We start from the raw sequence: 13,032 nt of genomic DNA, 5'->3' as shown, positions 1-13,032 counted from the left end.
GGCGCGGCAGCGATAAACCACGGCTGACCTTGTGCTGGCGCATATCAGCAGACTTGGGCAAGGTGGAAGTGGTCGCGCATGATCGGCACGGCAACCGATGCGATACCGAGGCCCACCAGCACCACCGAGAAGGTCTTGGCGATGTTGCTTTCGGAATTCGCCACTGCCACACCACCGATCGTGATCAGCACGATGCCGATGCCGTACAAGTACGGTCCGCTGATCAAATTACTGATCGTGCAGATGATGTCGGTGAGACCCGTCAGCGACGAGAAGTCGCCAGCAGCCATGGCAGCGGCCGAAACCAGGCTCAAGGCAGCGCCTACAAGGAGTGGCTTGCCAGGCTTGAACTTTCGTGCGACTGCAGCGGCGGAACTGAAAAACTTGTGTTTCATGTGATGCTCCCGATTAAAAAACGCGTTTGAGGTCGTAGTCGTTATTGCGAAAGCCCCGGATTTCGAGGATTTCGGAGACGTGGCGCATTTCGCCCGTGCGTTTGAAATGCACCACGTAGTTAAAGCAATCAGCGATGTTCTTGCGCATGTCTTCTAGCTCCCAGCGGGAGCCCGGCGGAATTCCGAGCATGGCGAGGCTCTCGAGGCGGCTGAGTGCCGTGCGAGCGTTATTCGAATGGATAGATGCAAGACCCCCGTCGTGGCCAGTGTTCAGCGCTTGGAGCAGGTCGTACGCTTCGCCGCCCCGTACTTCGCCGACGATGATGCGGTCGGGTCGAAAGCGCAGGCAGAGCGCCACGAGCAACTGAGTGGTGACGTTGGTATCTGCGTTCGAGAGCAGACGCACCCGGTTGGGAACATGTACCTTCAGTTCCATCGTGTCTTCGATGGTGATCACGCGCTGATCAGCTGGAATTGCCTCGATCATCGCGTTCAAAAAGGTCGTTTTTCCCGCCGACGTGCCCCCAGCGACAAGCACATTCTTCCGTGACTGGACCAGCGAGACCAGCGCGCGCATCAATGCTTCGTTCTCGATGCCGTCATCGAAGACGATCGCTTCCGCGATTTCCGGCCGGGCATTGGCGGCCGCGAAAGCGCCCATCGCAACGTAGTCGGACAGCGAGAGCTTTGATTCGCGGTGTTTGCGGATACTTAGTGCGTGGCCGTCGATGGCCGTCGGGTTCATCACTGCGGCAATGCGCAGGTTTTTGTGGCCGGCATTGATGATGCCTTTGTCGCTCCCTGCGCGTGCCGATTTGTCTACCGAGGATGCCAGTGAATGAATTGCGGCTTCCAGATGTGCCGGGCGAAGATCGACATTGACCTTCGACATGACGCCGCGGTGCTCGACCCAGACGTTGTGCACGTCATTGACCATGATTTCGGCTAGGTCGGGCGCGTCGAGCTGCTCTCGCAGGGGCGAAAGCGCTTCGAAAAACATGTTCACCGCTTCGGATTCGAGCGGGCGCAGTTTGAGTAAGTGGGTGTCGGCAAAGTCGGACATGCGTGCCTTTTGCGGCGATCTAACATCCGACTATTGTTCAGTGCCGCACATGCGAAGAGTCATCGAAAGACGAGCGAAATCGAGCGGCTTTCCGCGGATCGACGCCGAGCCTAAACATGCGCGCATGAAAAAGGACAATACGTCTGGCGAAGCGATGTGCCGGTCGAAAAGTGCTCAACAAGGGAAAATGAAGAGGGGGTTATACGGCGTATAAGGGCACCTTCAGAAAGACACGCAAAAAGACCCCTCTTTCCAGCTTCCACAGCGCTTTCTATTCAGCTAGGTGCTTGGATCTACTCGTATGGTCGGCTATTTCTCTTCCGCGAATAGACTAAAATCCAGCGATTCTGGTTCGAATGCCGTTACATCCTCGAACTCGGTCATTCAAAGCCCTTGTACTCCGTATAAGGACGCCCAAAGTCATGGACCTGTCATGCGTGTTGCCCGCCCTGTTCAACCGCTTCCCCAACCTCGTTGCGACTACTGCGGCGCGGCCGCGGTACTAGCGCACGCCGGCGATATCGCCTATCCATACCGCGAGGATCACGGGGCACTCTGGTTGTGTGAGCCTTGCCAGGCGTGGATAGGAATTTATTCACGCAGCACCCGAAACGTGCCGCTCGGGCGGCTTGCAAATGGTGAACTTCGGGAATTGAAGGCCAAATTGCATGCAGCGCTCGAGCCAATGGCCGCAGCTAAAGCACGGCGCGATGCATCATCAATCTTCGAGGCTCGCGCCAAAGGCTACCGATGGCTCGCGAGTGCCCTGCAGATCGACGAAAAAGCGTGCAACATCCATCAGCTCAGTGCCGACCAATGTCGCGCAGCGGTTCACGTGATCGAACAGTTCGAGAATTCGCGCCTGAACCGCGCCCCTTCAGAATAAACGCTCGCCGTTCGTTAACCGGTGGACACAACCCTTTTTTCCTATCGATGGCCCGTACCCTTCCCTTCAATCGCAGCCCGCAAGCAACACGCGCTCGCCTCGCGAAGCTTTCACTTGTTCCGCTACCCAAACGAGAAGCCGACCTCTTGTCGCTACACGCGCATTGCGCACTACAGGCGCTTATAGACGCTCGTGGCTGGCTCGCCGGTGTCCAGTCGCTCACCGAGGTGCTCATTCTTACTTCTTTCGTCGCCGAAGCGGGATATGGGCAAATCGCGCGCGCAACGTGGCTCGACGCGGAAGCTGCGCTGAATAGTGCTTTTTGCGAGGGACGGGACGCCGGTCGCTGGCGTGTCGACGCGGACAGTTCTATGTCCATCGCCGCAGTGCTTGCGATGCATGACGTGCAACTCTATAGCGCACCCTTCGGCGTGCTGGCGAACGCGAGCGCACGTCTAGAAAGACTGAAAGCGGGCGAGCCTGAGCCGCTGCCGCAGAGGAAGCGTGCTTAGGGGGTGCGTAAACGACAAAACCCGGCACGCAGCCGGGTTTTGTCTTAAACACAAATGACCAGCTTGCGCCGGTTCAACAAATTACTTCCATCGTTTCTCCGAACGGCGCTTTCCTCGCCCGTGAAAGCGGCGTGGTCGACGCCCAAAGCACCGGAAAATACGGCACCTGCGTCGGAAACCGCCCCTCCATATCTGTCAGGTAGACCAGAAACGCCGGGTTGATTCCTTCGGTCAGCACCTTTTCAAATGGCTCAATGAAAGCCGTTCCACCGCCGCCCCGCACCGGTTTGATCTCAGGCGAGTCGCCTCGCTCAAAAATCTGGACCTGCGTGACGCGCGTATCGCAATCCATCACGATCAAGCGCGCCGGTTGCAACGAATAAAACGTCGACAGGATCTCCGCATTGAACTGCGCCTGCGTCTCAGCCGTGACCGAGCCACTGGAATCCCGTACGAACACCGCATCGGCGACCGCCGGCGTATGCAGCGAGGGCAAATAAAACCCAAGATGCAGATACCGGCGGTTCGGCATGGCAAAGCTGTAGTCGCTTGGCGTTGCCTGTTGAGCAAAGCGTTGCAACACAGCCCGCCAATCGACCACCGGTCGCACGGCTTCAGAAACCATCGCCTGAAGTGAACCTGGAAGCTTGCCGTACATCTGCGCCGCTTTCGCGGCTTGAATGACGGCAACCTTCCACTCCGCTTCCTTCGTTGGTTTGTCTTTGCCCTGATATGGGCGGACTTCACCGAAGGACGCAGGCTTAGGCTCACCACTGCTTGCCGCCCCGTGTGGTTCTGCAGCTTGAGCCGGATTCGCCGGTTTATCATGATCGTTCCCTTGATCCTGACGTTCCGGCTTGCCCGACATAGACGGCAGACGCTTGCTGTCGGCATTGCTTTGCGCTCGCTTCGCCTCCTTGCGCGCTTCCTCGGTTAGCTGGCCATAGATCTCCTCGGCCGACTTGCCCGTATAGCGCGCATCCAGACAAACGCCCTTTGGCAACACCATGCCGGCGTCGATCACGATCGGATTAATGGCGTAGTCCGCGGCATCGTTCCAGCGCCCGGGGTCGCGCGCATCCATCCGCCAGCAATGGCCGTTGGCCACGTGGAGAACTTCGTGCGCGAGAACGCCTCGGACTTCGAGGTCGTTCAAGGTAGCAAGGTAATCCGGGTTGTAGCCCAAGGATTCCCCATCCACCCAGAACGTCTCGCAGGTACGATCCTCGACCACCGTCAACCGCAGCACCAGCGCCCCGAAAAACGGCTGCGAAAGCACAAGCTCAGTGCGTTGTTTTGTTATGCGAGGATCGATGCTCATAGCCAATCCCACGCGACGTCAGCGAACTTGAAGTACTCGTCAATCGATTGCTCCACCGTTACGAAGAACGGACCGGGCCAGTTTTTAGCCCATTCTGGAGCCTGTGCAAACGACACAAGGTCGTCCGACGAGTCGGAGTAATCTTTTATCGCTGAAGCCTTCTCTTCGCCGAGGGCCGAAACATATTCGGTCACGTCGAACTGGCATTCGCCTTGAGCATCCACGTCAACTGCATGGTTGTTGACCCATGCCTGCGGGTGAAACGTCGCAACGATGCGTTTTGCGATGATCGATTGCATGTCGTCTCTCCCATCAGGCCACAAGGCGCAACTGCATGGCTGAAGAGTGCTCGACTTCCGGAATCGGCGCCGACGGTGACATACCCATAAACGCCGCCATCAATCCTTCGATCTCGTGCGCCTTACTGGCCACCTGAGAACGCAGGACCGACGATTCCTTCAAGTCCGATCCCGTGTGCACGGCCAAATGCGTCTTGGCCTGCTCAAGGATGTGTGTGAGCTTCGGATCGTTCGAGAAGTTAAGCTTGGGCAAGAGTGCGCACAACTCGCGCACGTTGTTGGCCACGTCCAGTCGTACGTTGCCGCTCGCATACAGGCGCGATGCCATTTGCGAAACCGCTTCGTACAGACGGCCAACCAGGTCATCGTTGGCAGTCGAGATCGAGGCGAGAACGTGTTGATCCAACTCCGTTTTAAGCGTCGCCAGTATGTCATCCGGCAACTCGACACCGAACTGGCTGGCATCGGGAAACGGCAGCACGGCCATCTTGACGCCGAACTTTGTGTTCAGCTCAGCGAGGGTCGGATAGTCCGCCTCGTTGAACAGCCCATTAAGTTCGATGCGCGCACGCTCTTTTAGGTCCAGGTAGTCGGTCTGGAAAATCGAAACCGCCAAGTCGAATTCGTCTTTCAACGAACGCATTTTCTCGGCAAATTCCATGTAGACCATCGTCGGCAAGAGCCGAACGCCCAACTGGTCGTACTTCAACGTGTGGTCGTAGAAATAAGATCTGATGCGGCTTGCCAGCGTCAGGACCTCAGCGAAACTTGGCGCGTACTCAGGCAACAAGCGCTTGTTAAAGCGGCCAATGCCTTTGGCTTGGTGCGACTTCTCGACTTCCTCGGTGACCTTGCCGTCGAAGCGGCGAGCGACCCACGTGGAAATCGTGACCGAGCACAGCATGACTTTCGATTGAATAGACGTGTTCATATAAAACTCCATATATAAAAATGGGTTTGGGTGAAGCTAGAAAAGGAACAACGAGAAAGGAGGCGGACGCGCCAGTGCAGCGCGCCGTGCCTCGAGAGAAATGGGAAAACTTGAAGTGCGACGATTGATTGCGGAGCTTGAATGCCCTGCTTATTCGCCGCGGATGATCTTGCCGACTTCGCCACCCTGCGCGTTGATGAACGCATAGGAATTAGCGATGGTCGGCGTACGGCGCAGCGCATCGCGAACCAGCAAGGCGCTGTATTCACGAAGGCCGCCGGCAATCATTCGATCGACGTAGACCATCACGCGATCGAAATTGGCTTCAGTCGCATACGCGGCCAGAGCGGCAGCCGTCGCATACAGCGCAGCGGCGTTTTCAGGAATTGGTGCCCTGTCCGGATTGAGCAGAATCGCATCCGGCGATGGAAGCTCGCGGAAGATCTGCAGAAAGGCGACAAACTCCGACGCCGCGCCCTCACCCACCGAACCCGCGTGCGAGATGAGTTCGAGCGCCTTCGGCACCACGTCCATCGTCTTTGCGACGAAACCCCAACTGCGCGGGCTCGGCGTATTTTCGATGTCGCGACTGGTTTTTTGAACCGAGAGCAGATCGGGACGAAACCGCAGGAATGCGATCAGCGCAGGCGCAATCCCTGACCTGACCGCCCAAGCCGTCCAGTCATCGATCGTCGGCGTAAGCTCGACAACCGTTGCAAAGCGGGATATGACGGGATCAAGAATCCCGGTCACGCCGGCGTTGTCAGTTCGGCGGTTGGTTGCCGCGAGAAAGGTGACGTTGGACGGCAACACGTGCTCACCAATGCGTCTGGCAAGCAGGAGTTGCATCTTGGCCGCCTGAACAGCCGGTGAGGCTTGCCCCAGGTCATCGAGAAACCAGATCAACGGGCGTCTTGCGGACAAGGCGCGCTCGAGATCTCCGAAGGGCAGAAACTGAGCCGTCTGACCATCGCGAGATGGAAACGGCAGACCCTTTGAATCCGTCGGATCTTCAACAACCGGGTGACTGATAAGCAGTTCGTGGTCGGTGGCTTGCGCGACCTGTTCCACAATGTCGCTTTTGCCGATGCCCGGGCGCCCAGTGATCAGCACAGGAAGGCGCTTGGGGACATACAGCGAGAGCAGTTCGAACAGTAGCGAGGACGTGACTTGCATGGTGGCTTTCCCTGAAAAAGAAAAACCCCACAAAGCCATCGCCCAAAGGGACGTGGTCCCTGTGGGGTAGATGAAGCCGGCCAACGCGTGAGCGTGGCGCGGATGGTCGATGCGTCTAGGACGCGGTTGATGGATGAAGTGTAGGCACACCGGGCGCCGCAAACGCTTCGAAACGTCGCGTTTTCATACCCGCTTTCGTTGGATGCTGACTTCGAAAGAGCAAAAAAACCCGACGCAAGCGCCGGGTGTGGAGTCAAGAGGATTGCGTTGAGTGCTCAGCCTGTTGGCCTTGCGAAAGAAGATACTGCGCATACGCAAGCGTGCCGTCAGACGCGCGAAGTGTCCTGCTTTCGGCACTGTCGTGAGCAGGGGCGACCAAGCTATAGCGCAGACTTGCTCCATATCGATTGCTCGTGATCATGTTAAAGCCGCTTGCGATCGATTGCTCGACGTGTTGAGCGCCGGTAATCACTTTATGACCGTATCGGTATCGCGCGGACTGCGCCCGTTCTTTTGCACGTTCGGCGTCACGCGCAACCGCTTCGGCTTTCCGATTTGCGGCAGCGCGTTGCTCCCATTCCAGTTGCTGAGCTTCGTCCAAACCTGCGAGGGCGAAAATCGCTCGCCGGCGGGCCTTAGCGGTCACTCCGTTGAGCTTTACCCCGTAGAACTCACGGACTGCCTTTTTCGTCCAGCGATTCGCATCGTCGGGACGGTCCAAGACATCGATCAACAGGTGCAGATCGGCGTTCTGAATGGCAAGCGCCATGCGATTGGCAAACTCGAACGTGGTGCGGCCGTGATCCAGCGCCGCAAGGTGTCGATGCAGGTCGTACTCGCGTTGGCTGATTTCGCGCGCTGCCCGCTTCTTCTCCAAGCGCTCAAGCGTCGACGCCTTCCGTTCATCGGCCATGACGCGTCGAAGGACGGTCGCAAACGGGGAAACCGGCGAGCCAATATCCACCGGCTCAAAGTAGGTCTCCGGTAGCGCACGCGCGTCCAGTAGGCCGTGGCGACAAAGCAGGTCATCGACCTCCGCATGGGTTGTCTCATTGGGGAGCAACCGTGCGACCATGGCCAGCACTGCCGCATTCGCTGAAGATATCGACTGCCGCGAGTGCGTCATCACGCTGATGAGCACTCGAAGCTTGGAGACCGGCATGACGCCGCGTAATTCCGGCACGGTAAGGAGCGTCCTTGCCCATCGAATGTCATTGCCGAACGGCTCGGCAAGCGCTGCATAGTCTTCAAGCACCGCCTCCGCAACCGAAGCACCAGCGGCGAGCGCATAGGCGAGATGCACCTCGTGTCGCCCGTTGACATGCCCCGATCCAAATGAGACTGCCGGTCCGCCAGGGCCGAATCCGAAACGAGCGCGGGCTTCTGCCTCACAGAGCTGAAACAGGCTGGCCGACCCATTGTTGGCGAAGGCGATAACCTGCTCCGAGGTGAAGAGGTACAACGGCCGCGTAGACAATTCGAACGCGAAAAACAGCAATTGCCAATGTGAGCGGCGAATCTGCCACGGCTCGAGGCGCTTACCATTTGGACGAAAATACGCGCCGTCGATCTCGTCAAGCATGGCCAGGAACAAATCAGGCATCGAGCCCGACATGCGCACAGTCAGTTTGCCGTCGAACTTCGTCACGCACATGGGATGCCCGGCGTGACTTAGACTGACGTCGGCCGCTTCGATGCCCCGGAAGTGGGAGTCGTTGTGAAACAGTTGGAGTACTTCAAGCAACGTCGCAACGGAGCGGGAAAACTTGGTGGTCGAAAGATGGAACATGATTGCCTCATAAAAAAACGGGCAATCGTCCCCAGCCGGGTCGATGCCCGTCAGGGTGAAGCGCCATTCGGCGCAAGGAAGAACAACTGCGAAGGGTAATTAAGCGACGTCGAGTTTGTGGGCGATAAGTCGTGCTAGGTCCCACGCCTGGTTGCGGTTAAACACCTTTGCGCGAAGCAAGGGCATCATCGCGTAGCGGCGCTCGAGATCCTCGGCCTCAGGCCGCGTCACCCAGTCCACGTGAATGATCCAGCCCTCCGAGTTGCCGATACAAACAGACACCGAAAGCCGGTCGAACATGAACTGTGACGGCCACATCCTGGCGTGCCGCGCACCGTATGCATATTCGTCGGGATGGTCTCGGGTGTTTGCCAACGAGAGCCATTCCGGCTCCAGTTCGGTGCGAGAGAGACATGCCCAAAGCGCGCCGTATACTTGATTGACCGTCTTACCGTCCGTATCGATTTTTGCGCTTGGGACCACTGCGATCGCGTCGGCGCTGGCTGCAACTGCCCGCGCCGCGAGATCTTTCTGTCCAAAAACAGCTTGTCCGAGTTGCATCGTGATTTCTCCGTAAACGAAAAAAACGCGCCGAAGCGCGTCAATTGGATTGCCCGCCATCCGGCGCGCACACAAAAAAAACCGCATCCCGTCAGGGGATGCGGCTTCGTTCTTCTGCGTGGCTTTCGCCCCGCTACATTAATTACTCAATGCCAATCGCGTTCGCGATCATGCTTCTGCCCATTATGGTTTGACCACGCTAAGAAAGCAGCAATGGACACGCCAAGCACAAATGTGAAAATCGTCGCACCCACGTTAATCTCCTTTCATGGCTAAAAGACCTGCGTACCACAATACTACTCCAAGGAGGGCAAGCGAGGCCGTATTCAGCAACGTTGGTAAATCCCACCGCACCGCGGAATGAGCATAGCCGACCGCGCCGACGATAGAGGCTGCCGAAAGCGTCTGCATAAATCGACCATTCTGCTGACGCTGGTCTTTCGTCGGCAATGCAATCGGATGAAGAAACCGGCGAAATCCAAACGGAACGTTTACAGGCATTTGAGCCTTGTAAGTACCGTTAGGTCCACCGTGCACGGGCAATATATAGCCTTCGTGCCGCACACTAAACGCCGGTGAGCATTCCGACGCTTCCATTTTCGCCATTACCGCGACAAGTCTAGGCGGCAAAAGCATTTCTCCAGTCGTATTGTCCAGCGCAACCCGGTCTGTGAGGGTCAATCCGCAGGTGTATTCAACCTTCACCGTTGCGAGCTTCATTTACGGGCTCCCGACGATGTGTTGATCCCGCCGGCCAGCCGTAGACCGTCAAGAAACGCTTGATAACCCGTGCTCGTTTCAAGCTGCTCGAGCGCAACGTAGTTTTCGCCTCCACCCGTCAGGTCCTTGCGGTCCCGGCGCGTACGGAATGAAAAAGCAACGCCCTGCTTGCACGGCTTGTCGAGCACATCGAGAAACAACGTCTCTGTGCGAAGCGAAACGCGACCAGACCGAGTACGGCGGCCGGACTGGACAACAATTTCATGGCTGCGCAAGTGCAAATCGTGCGCAACCCGCCGCAGGACTCGCGCGGCGTGCCGTTGGAGAGCCGCGGTCGTTCCAGCGCTCGCTGCTGTACGGTCCGAATAAAACAAACGGGGGAATTTCATGCGCTACCTCACAAAAAAAAGCGAGGCAGGTCCCTTGCGGGAACTGCCCGCAAGGGAAGGAATTGAAGCGGCGTCGAATGACGCCGCCGTTGACTAAGCTACTTGGGAAAAACGTTCTTCGTACAGCTTCAGTTCGGGACGCAAGCGCGCATACCGCGCCTCTGCATCCATGTCAGTCGAGAGACGCCCGACGTCCGCGAAATAGCGAACACGTGCGCCATTCGGTTGAAATGCTGGATCAAGCATGATCGCCCGGAATTCCGTCACATTTGCGGCCTGTGCGGCAACCTCGATCGGGCGCATCCTGTACATATTCTCGCCATTCACGTCGTTGGTCTTTGCGTCCCAACCCGTTGTGCAACCGTGTCCAGCAAGTTCGTAAGTGTTCATCTTGAGTTCCTAAGACAGGGATTGAGTGAAGAGAAAAACGCTGGATCAATGCGTGATCCGATAACCGGAGCCGCTGTTAATCAAATAGACATGCTCGCCCGGGGCGAACTGTTGGTCATCGACCTGACTCACAACAACGGTTTGCCCGTTGGCGCGAAGCAGAAACACTTCGAGACCGCTGTGGCGCGACATCATCGAGCTCACGCGCTGGGCAATGACACCCGTAGCCGAACCCGACAGTGCACCTGAGATATAACGGCCGCGTCCGTTCCCAATCACCTGGGAGCCGAGGAATGCACCTGCGACCGAACTCACGATCGACGACAAACCCGACGAGTCGGAGTTGCTTTCGATGGTGATCGGCCGCACGCGGATGACCGTTGCCTGTTCCATCTGGCCAATACGCTGCACGTCGTAACGCTGATAGGTGTTGGGCGAGCCGAAATCAGCCGATGCGCAGCCGGTCAAGATGCAAAGAAAAAGGGACGAAAACAGAAGTTTCAACATGGTTGCCTCAGGGAAAGAAACGCAACCATCCGCTAGGGATGGTCGCCTAGCGGAAGAAAACAATTTGGGAAAGTACGCCGTCCCTTGAAGGGCACGCCGCTACAACGGGAATCTCGACTACGACATCCGTTGGAGATGATGCAGATTGACGCGCCCGTTTTGAACGAGATGTCCTTCTGCTACTAGAGAAAAGCCCGGATCCCACTTAACGATTGCCGAGCCATCGCTCCACACCGAACTTATCGTTCCGCCGTGAAGCTGCGGTGGACTGGCTTCTACATCCTGCCCAGAAACACGTATACCGGCGGTGAAACCGTTCAACGACGAAACCTTGAGGATCGGAGTAGTTGCGTTTGCAGACATGGTTGAAGCTCCTTGGAAATGAGGGAGCCGCCCCGTTGGGAGGTGGCTCCCGTTGAGGTAAGAATGTATTGGCTGGCGGGTCGCCGGCATGAAGCGGATTTTTACGAAAGCAAAAGCAGCGACTTAGGTGCTAACCGACGCGATACCGGTAGCAATCAGTAAAACGCTGGTTAGAAAAATCAATATCTTCCACGCTTCGGCGTCCTGTCTCGCGTACCAGCGAAGACTGTCGAAAGCATGTTTTGCAGTTGCAATCATGGAAACAACTCCTGATAAATAAAGGGAGCTGTCCCAAGATGGGAGAAGCTCCCATTGGGAAGAAAAAAAGGCGACCAACAGTGTGGCCGCCATAAAGACTGGACCGAGGAGGACCAGACTGAGAGAGAGGAAATGCAAGAGCCCAGCATGCCGAGCGTCTTGTGTCGATGCGCTAGGAGCGCGGGGAATGAAGCTACTTTAGCGGCGCGCGCGTCGCCCATTGCGTCAAAAGGTTACGAAAACGCTATAGCTTTCAAATTTTTCGCCCTGGAAGACCAGACAATCAGGTAGACATAGGGGGAGCGTTGTACTGTTGACGAAGCGAAGCCTCCACAACCAAACGTTCGGCTTGAATATCAATGTTCTCAGGCACGAAAATGTTTAGCTCCTGTAACCGCCTAAGGATGAGCCACGCGTTGTAGTCGTGAAAGGGGTTAAGGCCCATTACATTGCCCAAATTCTGGCTTGCCTTTCCCAATTCAGCTACGATCTGAGCGAAATCATGGATAGCCGCACTTAAGTCCCACTTCCGAATAAAGAGTAGCAAGGCAGAGAAGGCTAAGACGCTCGCGCTTCCGGCGTCCCTCTTTTCGGCTAATAAGGGCTCGTAATTACGGCTGATAAATTCCGACAATGAACAGGTCTTCCCGTACTCATCCGTCAGCGCATTAGGATCGAACGCGGCACGCCCTCTGAATCTCTGTGCGAGCAAACCAGCACGCCTGCCGTCGTCCCCGAATATTGCGAGATGATTCTCAAACACTGCTTTCATTGTCGCCCGGTGCTGAGGATTACGTTCTATTATTCGGCGCGCTGCTTCGGCGCGCCAATCGAATGCCTTCAGCGCCGCAATTTCCTTTGTCAAGGGTACGCCTTTAGGTAGTGAGCCGCGAGCAAGGAACTCATTTCGTTGCAGCGCATCGATCCATAGGAGCAGGCGCGAATCAAGCGTAACTTCGAAAAGGGAGCCGATCTTCTTAGTAAAGAACCATTCGCGCATGTCACGGATTGAGGCTTGGCTGAGAAGGCCTAGGTCGATCCCTGTGCAAACTAAGTCTCTCACCGCACGAGTTATAGTCGATTTCGACTCCGTTAAGGCTACGAGATTTTCAGGGACTTTATTTGCGGTGTCTGGGCTGTCAAAATCACAGTGCTGCTTGTGCCCTGGTGTTGTGAACCTGAAAAAAGCTTGACGGTTGGTCCTACTCCCTTTTACCGCCGTTCGGACGATTTCAGCACCGCGTACAAAGCAGCATGGGCATTGAAGATCACTTCGTAGGAAACTGCGCCACGCTTCAGGAATGGTGTCCGCAGAGACCATAGGTTGACCGTAACGAGCGGATAAATGGTTGAGCAATTGGTGCGCATCGAACTCACCGCGGAGTGATGACGAATAAGCTGTCAACGGCATTGAACCTCCTATACTAAAGTTAAACTCGCAACCATATCGATATTTCTACACAAGCCACTCG

16 protein-coding genes are annotated in these 13,032 nt (G+C 56.6%); 2 read left to right on the top strand and 14 right to left on the bottom strand.

The window, feature by feature from the left end:
- Positions 1-44: 44 nt before the first annotated feature.
- Together AXG89_RS33760 and AXG89_RS33755 are read right to left on the bottom strand one after the other, a co-directional pair.
- The gene (locus AXG89_RS33760) at positions 45-395 is read right to left on the bottom strand and encodes a TrbC/VirB2 family protein (protein ID WP_062174974.1); all 351 of its coding nucleotides are present in this window, start codon (positions 393-395) and stop codon (positions 45-47) included.
- A gap of 13 nt (positions 396-408) precedes the next feature.
- The gene (locus AXG89_RS33755; protein WP_062174973.1) at positions 409-1,458 is read right to left on the bottom strand and encodes a CpaF family protein; all 1,050 of its coding nucleotides are present in this window, start codon (positions 1,456-1,458) and stop codon (positions 409-411) included.
- A 433-nt stretch (positions 1,459-1,891) separates the two neighbouring features.
- Between AXG89_RS33755 and AXG89_RS33750 the strand changes: the two genes are divergently transcribed.
- On the top strand, positions 1,892-2,344 hold the full coding sequence (locus AXG89_RS33750) for a zinc-finger-containing protein (RefSeq protein WP_062174972.1): 453 nt from the start codon (positions 1,892-1,894) through the stop codon (positions 2,342-2,344).
- A gap of 146 nt (positions 2,345-2,490) precedes the next feature.
- A complete protein-coding gene (locus tag AXG89_RS33745; RefSeq protein ID WP_062174971.1) occupies positions 2,491-2,856 on the top strand; it encodes a hypothetical protein in 366 nt (121 codons plus the stop codon).
- A 73-nt stretch (positions 2,857-2,929) separates the two neighbouring features.
- Here the strand turns inward: AXG89_RS33745 and AXG89_RS33740 are convergent, their stop codons facing one another.
- The 12 genes from AXG89_RS33740 to AXG89_RS33685 all read right to left on the bottom strand — a co-directional run bounded on the left by AXG89_RS33740 (position 2,930) and on the right by AXG89_RS33685 (position 12,971).
- Entirely contained in the window at positions 2,930-4,171 is a 1,242-nt protein-coding gene (locus AXG89_RS33740) for a vWA domain-containing protein (RefSeq protein WP_062175078.1), read from the bottom strand.
- Positions 4,172-4,173: 2 nt separating this feature from the next.
- Positions 4,174-4,476: a hypothetical protein gene (locus AXG89_RS33735; RefSeq protein WP_062174970.1), complete on the bottom strand. Its 303-nt coding sequence runs from the start codon at positions 4,474-4,476 to the stop codon at positions 4,174-4,176.
- A gap of 13 nt (positions 4,477-4,489) precedes the next feature.
- The gene (locus AXG89_RS33730) at positions 4,490-5,407 is read right to left on the bottom strand and encodes a hypothetical protein (RefSeq protein ID WP_062174969.1); all 918 of its coding nucleotides are present in this window, start codon (positions 5,405-5,407) and stop codon (positions 4,490-4,492) included.
- 150 nt (positions 5,408-5,557) lie between these two features.
- Positions 5,558-6,583, bottom strand: coding sequence for an ATP-binding protein (locus AXG89_RS33725; protein ID WP_062174968.1), 1,026 nt, complete (start codon positions 6,581-6,583; stop codon positions 5,558-5,560).
- A 253-nt stretch (positions 6,584-6,836) separates the two neighbouring features.
- Positions 6,837-8,372 (bottom strand): hypothetical protein, encoded by a 1,536-nt coding sequence (locus AXG89_RS33720; RefSeq protein ID WP_062174967.1) that lies wholly within the window; start codon positions 8,370-8,372, stop codon positions 6,837-6,839.
- 99 nt (positions 8,373-8,471) lie between these two features.
- On the bottom strand, positions 8,472-8,933 hold the full coding sequence (locus AXG89_RS33715; RefSeq protein WP_162916201.1) for a hypothetical protein: 462 nt from the start codon (positions 8,931-8,933) through the stop codon (positions 8,472-8,474).
- Between the two features lie 255 nt (positions 8,934-9,188).
- Positions 9,189-9,653, bottom strand: a complete 465-nt coding sequence (locus AXG89_RS33710; protein WP_062174965.1) for a hypothetical protein — start codon at positions 9,651-9,653, stop codon at positions 9,189-9,191.
- Positions 9,650-10,042 (bottom strand): hypothetical protein, encoded by a 393-nt coding sequence (locus AXG89_RS33705; RefSeq protein WP_062174964.1) that lies wholly within the window; start codon positions 10,040-10,042, stop codon positions 9,650-9,652. Before AXG89_RS33705 ends, AXG89_RS33710 begins: the two co-directional genes overlap by 4 nt.
- Positions 10,043-10,135: 93 nt before the next feature.
- Positions 10,136-10,432, bottom strand: a complete 297-nt coding sequence (locus AXG89_RS33700; protein ID WP_062174963.1) for a hypothetical protein — start codon at positions 10,430-10,432, stop codon at positions 10,136-10,138.
- 45 nt (positions 10,433-10,477) lie between these two features.
- Positions 10,478-10,939 carry a hypothetical protein gene (locus tag AXG89_RS33695; RefSeq protein ID WP_062174962.1) on the bottom strand — a complete coding sequence of 154 codons (462 nt, stop codon included), beginning with the start codon at positions 10,937-10,939 and terminating at the stop codon, positions 10,478-10,480.
- Between the two features lie 117 nt (positions 10,940-11,056).
- On the bottom strand, positions 11,057-11,302 hold the full coding sequence (locus AXG89_RS42585) for a hypothetical protein (RefSeq protein ID WP_162916200.1): 246 nt from the start codon (positions 11,300-11,302) through the stop codon (positions 11,057-11,059).
- A gap of 541 nt (positions 11,303-11,843) precedes the next feature.
- Positions 11,844-12,971, bottom strand: coding sequence for a hypothetical protein (locus AXG89_RS33685; protein ID WP_062174960.1), 1,128 nt, complete (start codon positions 12,969-12,971; stop codon positions 11,844-11,846).
- Positions 12,972-13,032: the final 61 nt, after the last annotated feature.

The organism is Burkholderia sp. PAMC 26561, from assembly GCF_001557535.2.
Classification (GTDB): domain Bacteria; phylum Pseudomonadota; class Gammaproteobacteria; order Burkholderiales; family Burkholderiaceae; genus Caballeronia.
This window is presented reverse-complemented; position numbering and strand designations above follow the sequence as displayed.